This is a genomic window from Streptomyces sp. NPDC006335 (assembly GCF_040612795.1).
Taxonomy (GTDB): domain Bacteria; phylum Actinomycetota; class Actinomycetes; order Streptomycetales; family Streptomycetaceae; genus Streptomyces.
In genome coordinates, this window is the sequence record NZ_JBEXQX010000005.1 from 278,573 (window position 1) to 297,276 (window position 18,704).

The following is an 18,704-nucleotide window of genomic DNA, read 5'->3' on the forward strand; positions in this document are numbered from 1 at the left end:
TGTTGAATCGCCGGTAGCGCTTCCCGGAAGGACGGCCCCCACACGTCAGGAGGCACCGTGACAGTCGTTCCCCGACCCGGCCCCACCGAGCGGGAGATCATCGAACGGGCCGTGGCCCTCAGGCCCGCGCTGCTCGCCCGCCAGGCCGAGACCGAGCGGCTCACGCACTACCCCGAGGCCACCCACGACGACTTCCTGAAAGCCGGTCTCTACCGGATCCTCCAGCCGCGCCGCTACGGCGGCCACGAGTTCGGCCTGCCCGTCTTCTACCGCGTCGTCGTCGAGATCGCCCGCGGCTGCCCCTCCACCGGCTGGGCCCTGTGCCTCACCGCCGCCCATGTGCTCCAGGTCTGCACGGTCTTCGACGAGCAGGCCCAGGACGAACTCTTCTGCAGCGACGGCGACTTCAGAGCCGCCTCCACGGTCGCCCCCGTCGGCGTCGCGCGCCCCGACGGCCCCGACCACGTCGTCCTCGACGGCACCTGGCCGTACTCCTCGGGCGCCCCCTACTCCACCCACTACGTCGGCCAGACCCTGCGCGCGGGCGACCCGCCCGGCCCGCCCGTCCTGTTCGTCGCCCCGCGTTCGGTGTGGACGGTCCTCGACGACTGGCGCGGCGCCCTCGGCCTGCGCGGCACCGGATCCAACAGCATCCGCATGGAACAGGCCCGCGTCCCCGCGTACTTCACCCGCGAGACGAGCCTGCTGGACCTGCCCGTGGAAGGTGGCAGCGTCGGCTCCGAGCTGCACGGCAACCCGATGTACGCGGGCCGCGCGCCCAGCTTCTTCCACGGCGAACTCGCCGCCGTCATGATCGGCACCGCGTACGCCGCCGCCGACGAGTACGCCCGGATCGTCGCCGCCCGCCCGCTGCTCCTGGAGCCCGACCGCACCCGCGCCGACCTGCCCGACTACCAACGCCACCTCGGCGAGGCCCTCGGCGTGATCCACATGGCCGAGGCCTGCCTCAGGCAGACCGCCGAGGACTGGATGGAAGCCTGCCGACGCAACGTGAGCGGCGAGGCACCCTTCACCATGGCAGAGGACAACCGGCTCGCCCTGACCTTCCTCAACGCCGGACGCATGGCCTGGGACGTCCTCCAGAGCATCCTGTTCCGCACGGGCGGCTCCCGCCACGCGCGCGACGGCGAACGGATGCAGCGCTACTTCCGCGACGCGGCCACGTACTGGACCCACGTCGGACCCGGCATGTACGAGCCGCTCGTGCGCCGGGTCGGCTGCGACACCCTCGGTCTGCCCTCGGAGCACATCGCGCTGATTCCCTGACGTCCCGAACGCATGCTCTCGGCACCCTCGGGTACGCGAGCAGGACCGCGCCCCGGGCGATCATGCCCGCGGGCGGGCCGCACGACCGCCGCTACCAGGGGATCTGCCATGGACACACCCGCAAACGACCACAACGCCACACCGGCTCAGCGGGCGCTGGACGCGCTGACGCAGAACACCGAGGACGTGACGGCGCTGGACACGCTCGCGACCAGTGACGTGCTCATTCCGGTGCCCGACGACGCCGCGGACGAGGACACGACCGTGGCGCTGCCCGTGCTGGAGCAGCAGGACGGCGCTCCCGTGGTGCCTGTGTTCACCTCGGAGACGGAGATGGCCGAACTGCTGCCGTTCGTCTCCCGCTACCGCCTGGTGCCGCTGGGCGCGCTCGCCGCGCAGTGGCCGGACGGCGACCTGTCGCTCTCGATCGACGCCAGCTCCACGCACCCGCTGACGCTCACGTCCGAGGGAGTGCGCACGCTGCTGGCGCGCCCCCAGGGCTGAGCCGTACGCCGGCCTCACGCGGTGGGGCCCGGCCACCACATTGCGACGGAGGGGGAGCGGCCGGGCCCGCAGAGGGGCGCGACCTGCTCCCGCTGCCGCACCCGGGTTCTCGCCTGCGAAGACAGGGATGAGCGGCGCCGACCCTGCTCATCCCCGGCGCGCCGTGCGATCGCCGTGACCCGACCATAGGACCGATCCGGCGGGCCGTCGCTCCGGAAAACGTGGCGCATGTCCGCAAAACGCGGCGGATCGGCGGTCGCGACGGCTCACGCGGCGCGCAGCGTCTGCGAGGGCGACTCCCCGAAGCGCTCCCGGTACCGCCGCGCGAACCGGCCCAGATGGACGAACCCCCACGCGTGAGCCACGTCCGTCACCGTGGTCGTCCCCGGGGCCGCCGCCCGCAGCTGCCGGTGGACCCGCTGGAGCCGCACCTCCTGCACGTACGCCATCGGCGACATGCCGACATGCCTGCGGAAAGCTTCCTGCAGGGTGCGCAGACTGACCTGGGCGATGCCCGCGAGCCGGTTCGCGTCGTACGGCTCGGCGGGCAGCTCCTGTACGGCGTCCATCACCCGCTTCACCGACGCCGGACGCATCGGTGGGGGAGGGGCGTCCAGCGCTGCGCGGAACGTGTGGTCGGTGGCCAGCAGCATCCCCTCCAGGAGCGTCTGCTCGAGACGGCCGCGGATCATCGGATGGCTCAGCAGCCCGAGCGGCACGTCCCGCTCCAGCAGGTTCCACATCGCGAGGCGCATCCAGCTCAGACCCGGTCCCCGCGAGACGTCCATGTACGGCTCGAAGCACGGGGGGCGCCGCACCGACCGGCCCAGCAGCACCTCCAACTGCCGCAGCACGGCTGCCTTGTCGATCTTGACGGTGAGCGCCTGGCAGTCCGCGGACCAGGTGTCGATGTGGATGTCCCGGGCCGGATCGAAGACCAGCGCCCGCCGCTCGGTCGCGAACTCCACGCTCCCGTGCCCCTGCTGGACGCTGAAGCAGCCGCCGAAGGGAACGGCGACGTGGTACACGCCCGGTTCGCCGAAGCTCATCCGCATCTCGGTGCCGAAGCGGATGTCGCCCACGACGAGCGCGCCGAGATCGACGACGTTGAGGGCGGTCGCGAACTCCGCTGCCTGGCCCGCGACTTCGAGACGCAGATCGTAGTAGTGGGCCGCGATCGCGTCGTGCGCCTCCTCCAGCGAGTTCGTCGCGTAGCTGTTGAAATCGGCGACCCGCTCCTCTTCCACGGCCAAGGCGCGTCAGCCCCTTCCCCGCTCGGCGTCTGCTGTTCAGCATGACCCGCGGACGGCCGGTCATGCCGGGCGGTGGCCGACGCGGATTTCACAGCGTCGGCAATCTCCTCAGGGTGGTGCCGCAAGGGGGGGGCGCGGCGGGGCCGAGTTGCCCGGTGAACCACGGGGCCGGCGGCGGGTGGTCCGGTGTGGTGGATGGTCCGGGCTCACGCGAAGGGCGACGGGACGCCCACTGCTTCACCGTGACTGTTGACCGGCCACCGACCGGTCGCCCCGAGGGGGGTGGAGCGCGTCGAGGACAGGTTCCCAGGCCAACTCCCCGAGCAGGGCGTCGGCTTGCGGTGTGCCCCCGTGGCGGAACGTCCCGGAGGACTCGGCGGGATCCTCGCCGGGGAACCGCGGACGGTGGCCCGCCTCGGCGTGGGTGACCAGTCGGACCGGGGCTCCGGCTGCGCGACGTCGTGCGGCCAGCTGCTCGGCGTACCGCAGGGAGGACCACATGGCGTCGTCACCACCGGCCACGAGCAACACGTCGGCCCGCGCCCGTTCCACCGGGATCGCGGCGGCCTCCAGGTGGCCGGCGAAGGTCCGTTCGCTGAGGTCGTACCACCCGCGGACGGACACCGGCCCGCCGTCCTCCTCCGCCGGTCGCCAGGAGTCGTCCAGGGGCATGAAGGGCAGCGGCCGCCCCCGCCAGGTCCAGGAGGAACGGTACGGATGCCGGCGGCCGTCCAGGCCGGGCCCGACGTTGCACCAGACCAGCGCGGTCGGCGACACGGCGACCACGACGTCCACGCGCGGTTCGCGTACCGCCGTGAGCAGTGCGGCTTCGGCGCCCTTGGACAGCCCCAGGACGCCGACGCGCTCCACTCCGCGGGACCGCAGCAGGTCCACCGCGGCGACGAAGGTCTCCAGGGGGATCTCGCAGATCCCGGCGGGCCCGTCCGGCCCCCCGAACCAGCGTATGGCGAGGGCGACAAGACCCTGCTGAGCCAGAAGTCGCGCTCGCCGCCGCTCCACACGACCGCTGGACCCCGCCAGCACCACGACCCCGGCGGCGCTGCCCGCGACAGGCTCGAACAGGGCCCCTTCCCAGGGATCCGTCACCTCGTGCTCGACGATCTCCGACACGATCTCTTCCTCACGCATGCGCGGGGCCCGCCTCTCCGATCATGAGGGGAGGCTGTCCCGCACCGGGCCGCGGTGAACACCGATCCTCAGTCCCTCTCCTCCCCGGGCCGCCGGCCGCAGCAGCTCCCGCATGAGAGGCCCAGGTGCCCGACGAGCCACTGGGGATCACGGTTCAGCACCACCCGCCCGGCCAGGACACCGTCGAACCAGGCGGTGACGAGCCGGCTGCCCTGCGGGTGGAGGCGGCCGAGGAGCTTGTCCGTGACCGGGGCGACCTTGTCGTACCGGACGGGTGGGAAGGGGAAATCGGCGGCACCCCCCCGCGTTGGTGACCGCGATCCAGCAGTCGATCAGCCGGCGCCGGAGCTCGGGCGTGGTCTCGACGGAGCCAGGGAGTGGTCTCGCGGACGTCGGTGACCTGGCGAAGGCCGGGGTCGTTCGCTTCCGTCATGCGCAGAGCCTCACACCAGGCTCTGACATCAGGTCGGCGTCCCGGGCACCGACCGGGTACCGAACCGGGCCACGCGGTCGGTCCTAGCCGTCGAGCATCCTCGCCAGCACCTCGCGCTGGAGCGGCAGTGCTTCGGCGTGCAGGTCACGGCCCTTGCGGGTGAGGGACACCCACACGCCCCGCCGGTCCTCCACGCACATGGACCGCTCCACCAAGCCGTCCTTCTCCAGACGGCCGATCAGGCGGGACAGCGCGCTCTGGCTCAGATGCACCCGGCCGACGAGGTTCTGCACGCGGCACTGGTCGCCCTCCCGGGGCGACTCGGTGGCGAGGATGTCGAGCACCTCGAAATCGCTCGCGCCCAACCCGTGCGGATGCAGCACGCGGTCGATCTCGCACATCGTGCGCGCATGCACCGACAGGATGTCCCGCCACCGCTCCTCAAGGCCGGTCCCGACCGTGTTCACCGCCATACATGCACGGTAACACCGATCGAGCCATTGTTGTCTGTGCAACTAGTGCGCGTGCAAGAAACTCAGGCCTGCGGATCCTGAGTGATCCCCACCAGGTTGCCGTCCGCGTCCTTGACGAAGGCGATCAGTTTGCCGCCGCCGACGTCCTGGACGTCCTGGAGCGTCTCAGCCCCGGCCGCCACCAGCGCCGCGAGCGTGGCGCGGATGTCGTCGACGTGCCAGTAGGGCACCGGGCCGGTCATGCCGCGGGCGTGTCCGTTCGGGTCGAGGCCGACGTCCTGGCCGGCGTCCTTGAAGCCGACGTAGTACGGCTCGTCCGCGTACGGCTCCACGCCCAGCAGCGCGCCGAACAGGGCCTTCGCCGCCGCCAGGTCCTTGACGGGGTAGATGATCGTCTTGAGGCCGGCAGTCATGGTGTGCTCCTTCGTGTGGTGTCCCCGACGGTCCGTGTCGGTGGTTTCACGCTAGGCCGGGGGAGGGGAGGAGCGCTTCTCCGATCCTGATCGGTCCCCGCACGGCACCGCCCCGATCCGAGCTGAGCAACGAGGCCCTGCGCGGAAGCGGACGCGCCGGCTCGGTGCGGGGCCGGCGGACCGGCAGGGGCGTGCTCCGAAGGTCACCGTCAGGAAGAGTGCACGCTGGTCGGCGAACCGATCGACCCGGCCCGACCCATGCGAACGTCCACCCGCGCCGATCCCATGGCGCCCCGCTGTGGTCGCTTCTCGTCTGCCGCGCCTCGCCGCCGACCGGGTGGCCGAGTCGCGTGAACGCGCTGACGGTGGGTGGGGCGGCTGTCCGCGCGATGGCCGTCGATCGTGTGGCGCCCCGCTGTGGTCGCTTCTCGTCTGCTGCGTCTCGCCGCTGACCGGGTGGCCGAGTCGCGCGGACGTGCTGACGGTGGGTGGGGCGGCTGTCCGCGCGATGGCCGTCGATCGTGTGGCGCCCCGCTGTGGTCGCTTCAGGCCTGCCGCGCCTCGCCGCTGACCGGATGGCCGAGTCGCGTGAACGTGCTGACGGTGGGTGGGGCGGGCTGTCCGCGCGATGGCCGTCGATCGTGTGGCGCCCCGCTGTGGTCGCTTCACGCCTGCCGCGCCTCGCCGCCGACCGGATGGCCGAGCCGCGCGGACGCGCCGGACGCGCCGACGGTGAGTGGGGCCGACTGTCCGCCCACCCGCCGCCGATGTTCGTGGTGGAGTTCGCGAGCCAGTCGCGTCGGCTCGTGGAACGCGGCGGCCTGAGCAGCGCGGCCGTCGCCGCGCGCACGGGCCATGGACCGCCGGCCACCGGGCCGCTCCGAACCCGGCTCAGGTCGATTCGCGCCGCACCAGCTCCGTCGGCAGGATGACCGCCGCCGGATCCTCGCCGCCCAGTTGAGCCAGCAGCACCCGCACCATCTCGGCGCTGATGCGGTCGTAGGGCTGGCGGATCGTGGTGAGGGCGGGGGTGGCCTCCGTCGCCGCGATGGAGTCGTCGAAGCCGCCCACCGCCACATCCTCGGGGATCCGGCGGCCCGCCTGGCGCAGCGCCGCCAGAGCGCCCAGCGCCATGAGGTCGGAGGCGACGAACACGGCGTCCAGGTCCGGGGCCTGGGCCAGCAGCCGTTCGGTGCCAGCCTGCCCGGCGGCCCGGCTGTAGTCGCCAGCGACGACGAGCCGCTCGTCGATCTCGATGCCCGCCTCGGTGAGCACCTCCTTGTAGCCCGCGAGGCGGTCCACCCCGCCGGGCGAGTCCGGCGGGCCGGTCACGATGCCGATCCGGCGGCGGCCCAGCGACAGCAGATGCCGCACCATGTCACGGGCGCCATCGCGGTCGTCCGCGGCCACGTAACTGACCTTCGAGCCCGGCCGCATGGGCTTGCCGCACTGCACGACGGGCACGCCCGCCTTGTGCAGCTCCTCGGCCACCGGGTCGGCGGAATGGCTGGTCACCAGCAGGACGCCGTCGAGGTGGCCCGCCGTGATGAACCGCTTGATCCGGCGGCGCTCGTCCTCGGTCCCCGCCAGCATCAGCAGCAGCGGGATGTCGTGGGCGGCCAGCGCCTGCGTGCAGCCGCGCAGCAGGACGTTGAAGTTGGGGTCCTCGAAGAACCGCTCCTGGGGCTCCGTGAGCAGGAACCCGACCGAGTCGGAGCGGCCGGTGATCAGGGAGCGGGCGTGCCGGTTGACGACGTACCCCGTCTTGCGGATCGCGGCGTTGACCGCCTCCAGGGCGGGCGGGCTGACGTAGTGTCCGCCGTTGAGCACGCGCGAGACGGTGCCCCGCGAGACCCCGGCCTCGCGGGCCACGTCGTGGATCGTCGGCGGTCTGCGCCGGCCCCCCGCATTGTTCATGGTCAAGACTCTAAGGCCCGTGAGGGCGGGAAGGGGGTGGTCGAACGGCGGGACGGCACCAGGGGGATGCGCGTCGGCTGGGATCGTGCACAGAAAAGTCTCCCGTCAGACCTTGGCAAGGCTCACCTCTGTACGGTTATCTTGGGCCGCACGCATCTGGATCGGTGTGTGCACGTTCCCAACCAGTCGAAACGGGAGAGACCATGCCGGAGACCACCCCCAGGGGCCTCACGAGGCTTGCCTTCGGCGGGGACTACAACCCGGAGCAGTGGCCCGAGAGCGTCTGGGACGAGGACGTCCGGCTGATGCGCGAGGCCGGGGTCACCATGGTCAGCCTGGGGATCTTCTCCTGGGCGCTCCTGGAGCCGGAACCGGGCGTGTACGACTTCGGCTGGCTGGACCGGATCATCGGCCTGCTGCACGAGAACGGCGTCCGCGTCGACCTCGGCACGCCCACGGTCGTCCCGCCCGCCTGGTTCTACCGCGCCCACCCCGACGCCCTGCCCATGACGGCAGACGGCACCCGGCTCGCGTTCGGCTCCCGCGGCGCCATCTGCCACAGCAACGGCGCCTACCGCGAGGCCGCGGCGAACATCACCACCCGGCTCGCCGAGCGCTACGCCGACCACCCGGCCCTCGCCATGTGGCACGTGCACAACGAGTACGGCGTCCCCGTCTCCGCCTGCTACTGCGACTCCTGCGCCGCCCACTTCCGGCGCTGGCTCACCACGACGTACGGCGGTGTCGACGGCGTCAACGAGGCCTGGGGAACCGCCTTCTGGGGCCAGCACTACACGAGCGTCGAGCAGATCGACCCGCCGCGCACCGCGGCCACCGTGGGCAACCCCGGCCAGGCGCTGGACTACAAGAGGTTCGCCGACGCCACCATGCGCGAGAACTTCGTCATGGAGCGGGACATCCTGCACCGGCTCTCCCCGGGCGTCCCGGTCACCACCAACTTCATGACCGCGCTCAGCCAGTGCGACTCGGTCGACTACTGGGCCTGGGGCCGCGAGGTGGACATCGTCACCAACGACCACTACCTCATCACCGACGGCCGCCGCACCCACGTCAACCTCGCGATGGCCGCCGACCTCACCCGCTCGGTCGCGGGCGGCGCCCCCTGGATCCTGCTGGAGCACTCCACCTCGGGCATCAACTGGCAGCCCCGCAACCCCGCCAAGGCCCCCGGCCAGATGGCCCGCAACTCCCTGGCGCACGTGGCCCGCGGCTCCGAGGGCGCCATGTTCTTCCAGTGGCGCCAGTCCCGGCGCGGCGCCGAGAAGTTCCACTCGGCGATGGTCCCGCACGGCGGCACCGACACGCGCGTGTGGCGCGAGGTCGTCGAACTGGGCGCCGCTCTCGACTCGTTGAGCGAGATCCGCGGCACCCGCACCCGGGCGGACGTGGCGGTGCTGTGGGACTGGCACTCCTGGTGGGCGCAGAACCTCGACTGGCGCCCCAGCGAGGACCATGACGCGCGCGAGCGCGCCGACGCCTTCTACGCGGCCCTCTACGACCGCCACCTCACGGTCGACTTCGCCCACCCGGAAGCCGACTTGTCGGCTTATCCCCTTGTCGTCGTCCCCGCCCTGTACCTGATGACGGAGGCCGCGGGGCGCAACCTCACGGAGTACGTCGAGAACGGCGGCACCCTCGTCGTGTCGTACTTCTCCGGCATCGTCGACGAGCACGACGCCGTCCACGCGGGCGCGTACCCGGGCGCGCTCAGGGACGTCCTGGGCCTGACCGTCGAGGAGTTCTCGCCGCTGCTGCCGGACCAGTCGGTCCGTATCACCGGCCCCGACGGCTCCGAGCTCACCGGCGACGTGTGGACCGAGTTCGTGGTGCCGCGCGGTGCCGAGACCGTGTGGACGTACGCCGACGGCCTGGCCGCCGACCACCCGGCCGTCACCCGGCACCGGCACGGCGCGGGCACCGCCTGGTATGTCTCCACCCGCCTGGCCGCCCAGGGCCTCGACGCGCTGCTCGGCTGGGCCGCCGAGGACGCCCAGCTCCCCTCGCGCGCCGATCTGCCCCACGACGTCGAGGTGGTCCGGCGCGACGGCGAGGCCGGTTCCTACGTCTTCGTGGTCAACCACACCGCGTCGGAGGCGAAGGTGCCCCTGGACACGTCGGGCACCGAACTGCTGACCGGCGAACGCGCCGTGGGCCGCCTCGCCGTCCCTGCGGGTGCCGTCCGGGTCGTACGGCTCGACGGCTGAACCGACTCCCCTCCGCCCGCGCGACCACGAGCCGCGGGCGGAGGGGCCCCACGGCGTCCGGCGGGGTCCGTCGGGCGGGGTCCGTCGGGTCGGCGTCTCCTTCCTCACCGGCCGCCTCCGCGCCGAACGGCCCTGTGCCACAGAGGAGTTCCATCTCGGACAAGCTCGGCGACTGCGGGACAGGGCGGCTTCGACTGCGGGACAGTGGACACACGCAGAAGGAGGGGCGGAGGGGACGAGATGCTGAGGACTCCGGCCAACCAGAGGCGCCTGGACATCCTGGAGTGGCTGAAGGACCCGGCCGCGCACTTCCCGCCGCAGCGGCACGGCGACCCCGCCCAGGACGGAGTCACCGCAGACGCGGTCGCGGGCAAGCTCGGAGTGCCCCGCTCGGTCGCGGAGACCCATCTCGGTCTCCTCGTGGAGATCGGCCTGGTGCGCACCAGGAGGATCCGGTGGCGCACCTACTACCGTCGCGACGAGATGCGCATCGCCGAGGTGGCGCGCATGTTCGAGAAGGGCTGGTAGCGACACGGCAGGGTGGGCGCCCACTGGACCGACCGTCCCAGCGAACTGACGCCTGCCGCACCTCGCGATCGGCGGCCATGGCGCCGAGGGCATCGTCACCGACGCCCGCGGTCGGTGCGCGCGGATGGCCGCACCCTCCGAGCTGCCGCCCGTGTCGCCGTACACGCCCCCTCCGTCCTACCGGCCTCGCCCACCACCGGTCCGCTTCCGTACGGCGCCGGCGTCGGTGAGGCGGTCGGCCACCTGGTCGTCGCCCAGGCCCAAGGGAGCGCGGCATCGTTCTGTCCGGGCCGCCGGCCGCCAAGTGACCCCGGCGGTGCCCCGGCGTTACCCTGGTCCTCGGTCGCGATCACCCTCGCGGTACGGCGGTGGGGCCCGCCGTACCCGAACCGCGGCGAAGGCGCCGCCAACGGTCCCTACTTGCGATGGAGCGCGCCCGTGTGCCGGGCCCCGGCGAGTAGGAGAGACACGACCATGACAGCCCCCCAGAGCGTGCGTGCCCCCGCCGGACCCGCACGCCGGTCCCTCCGGCACGGCCAGGCACCCGTGGTCGCGGTGGTCGCGCTCGGCGGCGCCCTGGGCGCGACGGCACGGTACGCGCTCTCCCTCCACTGGCCCACCCCGCCCGGCGGATTCCCCTGGGCGACCTTCTGGACCAACGTCATCGGCTGTGCCGTCATCGGCGTGTTCATGGTCGTCATCACCGACGTCCGGGCCGCCCACCGCCTGGTCCGCCCCTTCTTCGGCACCGGCGTCCTCGGCGGTTTCACCACTTTCTCGACCTACGCCGTCGACATCCAGAAACTCGTCGACCACGGCCGACCCGGCACGGGCCTGGCCTACCTCGCCGCGACCCTGCTCGCGGCCCTCACCGCGGTGTGGCTCGCGTCGGCGGCCGCCCGCCGTGTCCTGAAGTGGAGGCAACCATGACGAGACTGACCGGCAACGCCCTGCGCCTCACCGTCCACATCGGCGAGAACGACACCTGGCACCACAAGCCCCTCTACGCCGAGATCGTGCACCGCGCCCACGCCGCCGGTCTCGCCGGGGCCAGCGTCTTCCGCGGTATCGAGGGCTTCGGCGCCTCCTCCCTGATCCACACCTCCCGGCTGCTGTCCCTCAGCGAGGACCTGCCGGTGGCCGTCGTCATCGTCGACACCGAGACCCGGGTGCGGGAGTTCCTGCCGCAGCTCGACGAACTCGTCACCGAAGGTCTGGTGACCCTCGACGAGTGCGAGGTCATCCGGTACGTCGGCCGCGAAGAGAACCAGGACATAGCGGGCGTGAAGGGTAAGAAGTAGTTGTGAACTGGCTGCTGGTCGTCACGGGTGCCATGGTCGGCGCCCCGCTCCGTTATCTCACCGACCGCGCGGTGCAGTCCCGGCACGACTCGGTCTTCCCCTGGGGCACGTTCGCCGTCAACGTCACGGGCTGCCTGATCCTCGGCCTGCTCACCGGCGCCGTGGCCGCGGGGGCGGCCGGATCCCACCTCCAGCTCCTCCTGGGCACCGGCCTGTGCGGGGCCCTGACGACGTACTCGACCTTCTCCTACGAGACCCTCCGGCTCACCGAGACCGGGGCACGCTTCTACGCCGTGGCCAACGTGGTCGCGAGTGTGGTGGCCGGTCTCGGGGCGGCCTTCGCGGGAGTGGAGCTGGCGCAGGCCGTGTGGGCGTAGGCGTTCGACGCTTGTCCGCGTGTAGTAAGACTGTGCCCTCCGCACCTGCCTTCCCCTGAGAAGAACTGGATCCCATGAGCGTCATCAGCGTCGGTCAGGCCGTCGTCCTCGGAGCCGTCGAGGGGGTGACCGAGTTCCTGCCCGTGTCCTCCACCGGCCATCTGAAGATCGTCGAGGGGCTGATGAACATCCCCGTCGACGACGACGCCGTCGTCGGGTTCTCGGCCGTCATCCAGGTCGGCGCGATCGCCGCCGTGCTCGTGTACTTCTTCAAGGACATCGTGCGGATCGTCTCCGCGTGGGGGAGGGGCCTGGTCGACAAGGAGGAGCGCCACCACCACGACTACAAGTTCGCCTGGTGGGTGATCGCCGCGACCGTCCCGATCGTCGTCGTCGGTCTCGCCGCCAAGCCGCTCATCGAGGGGCCGCTCGCCTCCCTGTGGGTGGTCGCGGGTTCCCTGATCGTCGGCAGCGGTGTGATGTGGGCGGCGGACCAGATGGGCCGGCACAAGCGCGGTGAGGACGACACCTCCTTCAAGGACGCCATGCTGGTCGGCTGCTCGCAGATCCTCGCCCTGCTCTTCCCCGGCTTCTCCCGCTCCGGCGCCACCATGTCCACGGCGCTGATCCTGGACCTCGACCGTGTGGCCGCCACCCGCCTCTCCTTCTTCCTCGGCATCCCCGCCCTCACCGGCGCCGGCATCTACGAGCTCAAGGACGCCCTGGGGGCGGGCGTGGGCGCGGCCCCGCTCGCCGTGGGCACGGCAGTCTCCTTCGTCGTCGCCTACGCCTCCATCGCCTGGCTGCTGAAGTTCGTCGCCAAGCACTCCTTCAACGCCTTCGTGATCTACCGGATCGTCGTCGGCCTGCTCCTCTTCGGCCTGCTGACGACGGGGACACTGTCGAGCTGACCTGTGCGGGACGCTGTCGAGCTGACCTGTGCGGGGGGCGCGGGCGGCCGGCCGCCATGGGGGTGCGAGTCCGCGCCCACGTGCGCGGAGGTTCGAGCCGCTGACCGCAGCGGCGGTCCTGGGCAGCGGGCTGCGAGTGCGCCCTTCCAGTCGACACGGTGGCACGCCCGCTGACCAGCACGGGCACATGAGAGGGCCCCTGCTTCTCGCCTTCGCGTACCCGGCGGGCCAGGGCGGCGGGCTGCGACCGGGGCGCCGGGCCGTTGACCGCCACGGAGGTGCGCCCTCTGGCCGACATGGACGTGCGCCCTTCCAGTCGACATGGAGGCACGCCCGCTGACCAGCACGGGCACATGAGAGGACCCCTGCTTCTCGCCTTCGTGCACTCGGCGGTCCGGGGCAGCGGACTGCCACCGGGCGCCGGTCCGCTGACCGCCACGGTGGTGCGCCCTCTGGCCGACATGGGCGTGCGCCCTTCCAGTCGACACGGTGGCACGCCCGCTGACCAGCACGGGCACATGAGAGGACCCCCGCTTCTCGCCTTCGCGCACTCGGCGGCCCGGGGCAGCGGACTGCCACCGTGGCGCCGGTCCGCTGACCGCCACGGAGATGCGCCCTTCCAACCGACACGGAGGCACGCCCGCTGACCAGCACCGGCACATGAGAGGACCCCCGCTTCTCGCCTTCGCGCACCCGGCGGCTCGGGGCAGCGGACTGACACCAAGGCCAAGGCCTGGTTCCGCCGACCGCCACGGAGATGCGCCCCCCGACCGCCATTGACACTCCCGCCCCTCATCGCCCCGCGACCCCGCTGACCAGCACGTGCTCGTGAGGCGACCCCCGCTCCTCACCCTTCGCGCACTCACCCCCTTGACAGCACCCTCCCGCCGCCCGGAGTATCGCTCCCGTGAACCTGTCAGACAGCCGGACAGCCAGTCAGCCTCCGCGGCGCGTCAGCGCCATGGAGGCGGTGTTGGCGCATCTGCGTGGCGCCATCGAGCGGGGGGAGTACGCCATCGGCGACAAGCTCCCCTCCGAGGCGGAGCTCTGCCGCACGCTGGAGATCAGTCGGCCCGTGCTGCGCGAGGCCCTCAGGGCCCTGCAGACCATGGGCCTGACCGTCTCCAAGACCGGCAAGGGCACCTTCGTCGTGGCCAACGCCGTGGAGGACCCCACCTTCGGCGACTACGCGGCCAGCGACCTGCTGGAAGTCCGCCGCCACGTCGAGATCCCGGTCGCGGGGTACGCGGCACAGCGCCGTACCCCGGAGAACCTGGACCACCTGGCCCACCTCCTGGACCGGATGGAACGGGAGACCGACACCACGGCCTGGGTCGCGATGGACACCCTCTTCCACCTCGCCGTGGCTGAGGCCGCCCAGAACCCGGTCTTCCGCCGGGTCATCGAGGAGATCCGCGACGCACTGGCGCGTCAGTCGGCCTTCCTCAACGAGCTGGGCGGCCGCCGGGAGCAGTCCAACCGCGAGCACCGCGCGATCGTCGAGGCGCTGATCGACGGTTCCGAGCACGACGCGGTGGAGGCCATGTCCCACCACCTCGACCGCGTCGAGACCACCCTCACCGACATCGTGCGTTCCCCGAACACGGGCACGGACAGCACGGACACCCCCATGGAAGGCGAGCCCCAGGCGTGAGCGAGCAGTCCCTGCACGACGGCGTGCAGAAACGTTCCGGCCATGTCGACGCCGGAGACGAGGGCTACAGCAAGTCCCTCAAATCACGGCACGTCAACATGATCGCCATCGGCGGAGCCATCGGCACCGGCCTCTTCCTCGGCGCCGGCGGCCGCCTCGCCGACGCCGGACCCTCCCTGTTCATCGCCTACGCGGTCTGCGGCGTGTTCGCCTTCCTCGTCGTGCGCGCCCTCGGCGAACTCGTCCTGTACCGGCCCTCCTCCGGCGCCTTCGTGTCGTACGCCCGGGAGTTCCTCGGCGAGAAGGGCGCCTACGTCGCCGGTTGGATGTACTTCCTGAACTGGGCCACCACCGGAATCGCCGACATCACCGCCGTCGCGCTCTACACCCACTACTGGGGCATGTTCTCCGACATCCCGCAGTGGGTGATCGCCCTCGTCGCGCTCGCGGTCGTCCTCACCGTCAACCTCATCTCGGTGAAGATGTTCGGTGAGCTGGAGTTCTGGTTCGCCATCATCAAGGTGGGCGCGCTCGTGGCGTTCATGCTGATCGGAGTCTTCCTGCTGGCCACCCAGCACCCGATCGACGGCCACCACCCCGGCCCGTCCCTGATCACCGACAACGGCGGTGTCTTCCCCAACGGCCTGCTGCCGATGCTGCTGATCATCCAGGGCGTCGTCTTCGCCTACGCCTCCGTCGAACTCGTCGGCGTCGCCGCGGGCGAGACCGAGAACCCCGAGAAGATCATGCCCAAGGCGATCAACTCGATCATGTGGCGCGTCGGCCTCTTCTACGTCGGCTCGGTACTCCTGCTGTCGATGCTGCTGCCCTGGAACAAGTACACCGGCGGCGAGAGCCCCTTCGTGACCGTCCTGTCCAACATCGGCATCCCGGCCGCCGGCGGCGTGATGAACCTCGTCGTCCTCACCGCGGCCATGTCCTCGCTCAACTCCGGCCTGTACTCCACCGGCCGCATCCTGCGCTCCATGGCCATGTCCGGCTCGGCGCCCAGGTTCACCGGCGTGATGAGCCGCAGCCAGGTCCCCTATGGCGGCATCCTGCTCACCAGCGGCGTCTGCGTCCTCGGTGTCGGCCTCAACTACGTCGTCCCCGCCGACGCGTTCGAGATCGTGCTGAACTTCGCCGCCATCGGCATCCTCGCCACCTGGGGCATGATCATGGTCTGTCACCTGCTCTTCTGGCAGAAGACCGAGAGGGGCGACCTGACCCGCCCCGGCTACCGACTGCCGGGCTCCCCCTGGACCGAACTCGTGACGCTGGCCTTCCTCGCCTCCGTCCTGGTCCTCATGTACGCCGACGGCGGCGCCGGCCGCACCACCGTGCTGTGTCTCCCGCTGATCGCCGGAGCCCTGGTCGCCGGATGGTTCGCCGTCCGCGGCCGGGTGACCCGCGCGGCCACCGGGACCGAATCCACCGGCGCGTGATCTCTCGCGCGCCTTCCGAACCCGAAACGACCGGCACGCACGCGTGATCCGCGTGGCGTTCCCGGAGAAGCAGGAAGTGATGTACATCAGTGCCGTCGCGGCCGCACCCCTGGTCCGTGAACCCCTCCACGCCCCCGTCGCCCACCTCATCCGCGGCGGGCTGATCGAGGGCACCCACTACGGTTCCGTCGTCGTCCTCGACGGCGACGGAGACGTCCGCTTCCAACTCGGCGACATCGAGGCCGCGTTCTATCCGCGGTCCGCGCTCAAACCGGTCCAGGCCGTCGCCATGGTCCGGGCCGGGCTGCCCCTCGACGGAGAGCTCCTCTCGCTCGCCGCCGCCAGCCACTCCGGCGAGGAACGCCACCTCGCCGGGGCCCGGCGGATCCTGGAGCTGGCGGGCGTTTCGGAGGACGCCCTGCGCAATGTCCCCGACATGCCGTTCGGCCCGGCCGTACGGGACACCTGGATCCGGGACCGGCGCGGACCGTCCCGGCTCGCACAGAACTGCTCCGGCAAGCACGCGGCGATGCTGTACACGTGTGTGCTCAACGACTGGCCGCTGGAGGGCTACCTCGACCCCGCGCATCCGCTCCAGCAGGCGATCGCCGAGATCGTCGAGGACCTGACCGGACAGCGGATCGCGCGCGTGACCGTCGACGGCTGCGGTGCCCCCCTGTTCTCCGTCTCCCTGCACGGCCTCGCCCGCGCCGCCGCACGGATCACCTCGGCCGCCCCCGGTACGCCGGAGGCCCGGGTCGCCGACGCCATGCGGGAGCATCCGGAGATGGCCTCCGGGGCGGGGCGCGATGTGGCCGCGCTGATGAAGGCCGTGCCCGGGCTGCTCACCAAGGACGGCTTCGAGGGAGTTCAGGTGGCCGCGCTTCCCGACGGGCGGGCGGTCGCCGTGAAGATCTCCGACGGGGCGAACCGGGCGCGGGTGCCGGTCGCCGCGGCGGCGCTCGCCCGTGCCGGGGTTTCGCCGGACCTGCTGACGGAGTTCCAGGGTGAGGCGCTTCTGGGCGGCGGCCGTGAAGTCGGGCATGTGCGGCCGGTTCGTTCGCTGGAGCCCATCGCCGAGGCGGCGTGTGCCTAAGAATCTGCCCCTTCCTCTCGTCCGGCGGCCGCGGCCCGTACGTGGCTGGTCGCGCAGTTCCCCGCGCCCTTAAAAGCTCACCTGAACCCTCCTCGGAAGAAGGACCCATACCCTCATGACCGCCGCCGTCAGCCGCCGTGAGCACGACCTGCTGGGCGACCGGGACGTACCCGTCGACGCCTACTGGGGTGTGCACACCCTGCGGGCCACCGAGAACTTCCCCATCACCGGGACCCGGATCTCCGCCTACCCCCACCTGATCGACGCCCTGGCCGCCGTCAAGGAGGCCGCCGCGCTCGCCAACGAGGAGCTCGGGCTGCTGGAGTCCAGGAAGGCCGCCGCGATCGTCGAGGCCTGCCGTGAGATCCGGGACGGGAAGCTGCACGACCAGTTCGTGGTCGACGTGATCCAGGGCGGGGCCGGCACCTCCACGAACATGAACGCCAACGAGGTCATCGCCAACCGGGCGTTGGAGCTGCTGGGGCACCGGAAGGGGCAGTACTCGTTCCTGCACCCCAACGAGGACGTCAACCTGGGCCAGTCGACCAACGACGTCTACCCGACCGCCGTCAAGGTGGCGACGGTCTTCGCGGTACGTGGACTGCTCGACGCGATGGCTGTACTCCAGGACTCCTTCGCCCGCAAGGCCGTCGAGTTCCGCGATGTGCTCAAGATGGGCCGTACACAGTTGCAGGACGCGGTGCCCATGACGCTCGGTCAAGAGTTCTCCGCGTATGCGGTCATGATGGGCGAGGACCGGTCCCGTCTTGACGAGGCCGTCGAGTTGATCCATGAGATCAACCTGGGGGCCACGGCCATCGGTACCGGACTCAATGCTCCCGCCGGTTACGCCGAGTCGGCCCGCCGCCACCTCGCCGAGATCACCGGGCTCCCGCTGGTCACCGCGGCGAACCTGGTCGAGGCGACCCAGGACTGCGGTGCCTTCGTCCAGATGTCCGGCGTGCTCAAGCGGATCGCCGTCAAGCTCAGCAAGAGCTGCAACGACCTGCGGCTGCTGTCATCGGGGCCGCGCGCGGGTCTGGGGGAGATCAACCTGCCGCCGGTCCAGGCCGGTTCGTCGATCATGCCCGGCAAGGTCAACCCGGTGATCCCCGAGGTCGTCAACCAGGTCGCCTTCGAGGTGATCGGCAACGACGTCACCATCACCATGGCCGCCGAGGCCGGACAGCTCCAGCTCAACGCCTTCGAGCCGGTCATCCTGCACTCCCTGTCGGAGTCGATCACCCACCTGCGCGCCGCCTGCCTGACCCTGGCCGAGCGCTGCGTGGACGGCATCACCGCCAACACCGAGGCACTGCGCCTGACCGTCGAGAACTCCATCGGCCTGATCACCGCCCTCAACCCGCACATCGGCTACACGGCCGCCACGGACATCGCCAAGGAGGCCCTCGCCACGGGCCGGGGCGTGGCCGAACTCGTGCTGGAGAAGGGCCTGCTGCCCGCCGAGCGCCTCGCGGACCTGCTGCGTCCCGAGGTACTCGCGGGCGGCGGCCACGAGGCGGGCGATCCGACGCGGGCCGTCTGACCGGCGGCGCCCCGCGTCATCAGGTGATCCGACGCCTCGCGCCGGGCCGACACGCGGGGTGCCGTCACACCCAGGGATGAAGCGTTCACCGGCGCGACGCGGCCGTCAGACCCCAGCGAGCCCGGGATCGCGCGCTGCGGTGTCCCTCCGGGGGTACCGGCTGATCGGCGCAGGCCGCCTCGCCGTTCTCCA

Annotated in this window: 17 protein-coding genes; 12 read left to right on the forward strand and 5 right to left on the reverse strand. The window is 71.4% G+C overall.

All coding sequences use genetic code 11. The annotated features are described in order from the left end of the window. Positions 1-57: 57 nt before the first annotated feature. Entirely contained in the window at positions 58-1,287 is a 1,230-nt protein-coding gene (locus ABZ098_RS17465) for an acyl-CoA dehydrogenase family protein (RefSeq protein WP_356591912.1), read from the forward strand. A 108-nt stretch (positions 1,288-1,395) separates the two neighbouring features. Beyond that, on the forward strand, positions 1,396-1,791 hold the full coding sequence (locus ABZ098_RS17470; RefSeq protein WP_356591914.1) for an SseB family protein: 396 nt from the start codon (positions 1,396-1,398) through the stop codon (positions 1,789-1,791). A gap of 266 nt (positions 1,792-2,057) precedes the next feature. On the opposite strand, the gene ABZ098_RS17475 is transcribed toward ABZ098_RS17470, so the two are convergent. The 5 genes from ABZ098_RS17475 to ABZ098_RS17495 all read right to left on the reverse strand — a co-directional run bounded on the left by ABZ098_RS17475 (position 2,058) and on the right by ABZ098_RS17495 (position 7,435). Beyond that, entirely contained in the window at positions 2,058-3,038 is a 981-nt protein-coding gene (locus ABZ098_RS17475; RefSeq protein ID WP_356592335.1) for an AraC family transcriptional regulator, read from the reverse strand. Between the two features lie 243 nt (positions 3,039-3,281). Then, positions 3,282-4,193: an acyl-CoA thioester hydrolase/BAAT C-terminal domain-containing protein gene (locus ABZ098_RS17480; protein ID WP_356591916.1), complete on the reverse strand. Its 912-nt coding sequence runs from the start codon at positions 4,191-4,193 to the stop codon at positions 3,282-3,284. 516 nt (positions 4,194-4,709) lie between these two features. Then, complete coding sequence (locus ABZ098_RS17485; RefSeq protein ID WP_356591918.1) at positions 4,710-5,099, reverse strand: MarR family transcriptional regulator; 390 nt, start codon at positions 5,097-5,099, stop codon at positions 4,710-4,712. Positions 5,100-5,161: 62 nt separating this feature from the next. Beyond that, positions 5,162-5,512: a VOC family protein gene (locus ABZ098_RS17490; RefSeq protein WP_020138451.1), complete on the reverse strand. Its 351-nt coding sequence runs from the start codon at positions 5,510-5,512 to the stop codon at positions 5,162-5,164. Positions 5,513-6,403: 891 nt separating this feature from the next. After that, a complete protein-coding gene (locus ABZ098_RS17495; protein WP_356591920.1) occupies positions 6,404-7,435 on the reverse strand; it encodes a LacI family DNA-binding transcriptional regulator in 1,032 nt (343 codons plus the stop codon). 197 nt (positions 7,436-7,632) lie between these two features. Here ABZ098_RS17495 and ABZ098_RS17500 point away from each other — a divergent pair, with 197 nt between their 5' ends. From ABZ098_RS17500 to aspA, 10 genes are all read left to right on the forward strand, one after another. Further along, complete coding sequence (locus ABZ098_RS17500; RefSeq protein WP_356591922.1) at positions 7,633-9,654, forward strand: beta-galactosidase; 2,022 nt, start codon at positions 7,633-7,635, stop codon at positions 9,652-9,654. A 240-nt stretch (positions 9,655-9,894) separates the two neighbouring features. Further along, positions 9,895-10,182 (forward strand): winged helix-turn-helix domain-containing protein, encoded by a 288-nt coding sequence (locus ABZ098_RS17505; RefSeq protein WP_356591924.1) that lies wholly within the window; start codon positions 9,895-9,897, stop codon positions 10,180-10,182. A gap of 474 nt (positions 10,183-10,656) precedes the next feature. Then, positions 10,657-11,112, forward strand: a complete 456-nt coding sequence (gene crcB, locus ABZ098_RS17510) for a fluoride efflux transporter CrcB (protein ID WP_356591926.1) — start codon at positions 10,657-10,659, stop codon at positions 11,110-11,112. Then, positions 11,109-11,483: a DUF190 domain-containing protein gene (locus tag ABZ098_RS17515; protein WP_356591928.1), complete on the forward strand. Its 375-nt coding sequence runs from the start codon at positions 11,109-11,111 to the stop codon at positions 11,481-11,483. Before crcB (ABZ098_RS17510) ends, ABZ098_RS17515 begins: the two co-directional genes overlap by 4 nt. A 2-nt stretch (positions 11,484-11,485) precedes the next feature. Further along, a complete protein-coding gene (gene crcB / locus ABZ098_RS17520) occupies positions 11,486-11,860 on the forward strand; it encodes a fluoride efflux transporter CrcB (RefSeq protein ID WP_356591930.1) in 375 nt (124 codons plus the stop codon). Between the two features lie 74 nt (positions 11,861-11,934). Further along, positions 11,935-12,771 carry an undecaprenyl-diphosphate phosphatase gene (locus ABZ098_RS17525; RefSeq protein WP_356591932.1) on the forward strand — a complete coding sequence of 279 codons (837 nt, stop codon included), beginning with the start codon at positions 11,935-11,937 and terminating at the stop codon, positions 12,769-12,771. 961 nt (positions 12,772-13,732) lie between these two features. Further along, on the forward strand, positions 13,733-14,425 hold the full coding sequence (locus ABZ098_RS17530) for a FadR/GntR family transcriptional regulator (RefSeq protein WP_356592337.1): 693 nt from the start codon (positions 13,733-13,735) through the stop codon (positions 14,423-14,425). After that, on the forward strand, positions 14,422-15,870 hold the full coding sequence (locus ABZ098_RS17535) for an amino acid permease (protein WP_356591934.1): 1,449 nt from the start codon (positions 14,422-14,424) through the stop codon (positions 15,868-15,870). The genes ABZ098_RS17530 and ABZ098_RS17535 overlap by 4 nt, the downstream gene beginning before the upstream one ends. A 79-nt stretch (positions 15,871-15,949) precedes the next feature. Next, on the forward strand, positions 15,950-16,966 hold the full coding sequence (locus tag ABZ098_RS17540) for an asparaginase (RefSeq protein WP_356592339.1): 1,017 nt from the start codon (positions 15,950-15,952) through the stop codon (positions 16,964-16,966). 115 nt (positions 16,967-17,081) lie between these two features. Next, a complete protein-coding gene (aspA, locus tag ABZ098_RS17545) occupies positions 17,082-18,512 on the forward strand; it encodes an aspartate ammonia-lyase (protein ID WP_356591936.1) in 1,431 nt (476 codons plus the stop codon). Positions 18,513-18,704 lie beyond the last annotated feature (192 nt).

Excerpts from the sequence above, each read along its gene's own strand:
- ABZ098_RS17505 (WP_356591924.1), top strand. The coding sequence starts at position 9,895 with ATGCTGAGGACTCCGGCCAACCAGAGGCGCCTGGACATCCTGGAGTGG.
- ABZ098_RS17480 (WP_356591916.1), bottom strand. The coding sequence starts at position 4,193 with ATGCGTGAGGAAGAGATCGTGTCGGAGATCGTCGAGCACGAGGTGACG.
- ABZ098_RS17515 (WP_356591928.1), top strand. The coding sequence starts at position 11,109 with ATGACGAGACTGACCGGCAACGCCCTGCGCCTCACCGTCCACATCGGC.
- ABZ098_RS17525 (WP_356591932.1), top strand. The coding sequence starts at position 11,935 with ATGAGCGTCATCAGCGTCGGTCAGGCCGTCGTCCTCGGAGCCGTCGAG.
- ABZ098_RS17470 (WP_356591914.1), top strand. The coding sequence starts at position 1,396 with ATGGACACACCCGCAAACGACCACAACGCCACACCGGCTCAGCGGGCG.
- ABZ098_RS17485 (WP_356591918.1), bottom strand. The coding sequence starts at position 5,099 with ATGGCGGTGAACACGGTCGGGACCGGCCTTGAGGAGCGGTGGCGGGAC.
- ABZ098_RS17490 (WP_020138451.1), bottom strand. The coding sequence starts at position 5,512 with ATGACTGCCGGCCTCAAGACGATCATCTACCCCGTCAAGGACCTGGCG.
- ABZ098_RS17540 (WP_356592339.1), top strand. The coding sequence starts at position 15,950 with ATGTACATCAGTGCCGTCGCGGCCGCACCCCTGGTCCGTGAACCCCTC.
- ABZ098_RS17530 (WP_356592337.1), top strand. The coding sequence starts at position 13,733 with ATGGAGGCGGTGTTGGCGCATCTGCGTGGCGCCATCGAGCGGGGGGAG.
- crcB (WP_356591926.1), top strand. The coding sequence starts at position 10,657 with ATGACAGCCCCCCAGAGCGTGCGTGCCCCCGCCGGACCCGCACGCCGG.
- aspA (WP_356591936.1), top strand. The coding sequence starts at position 17,082 with ATGACCGCCGCCGTCAGCCGCCGTGAGCACGACCTGCTGGGCGACCGG.
- ABZ098_RS17500 (WP_356591922.1), top strand. The coding sequence starts at position 7,633 with ATGCCGGAGACCACCCCCAGGGGCCTCACGAGGCTTGCCTTCGGCGGG.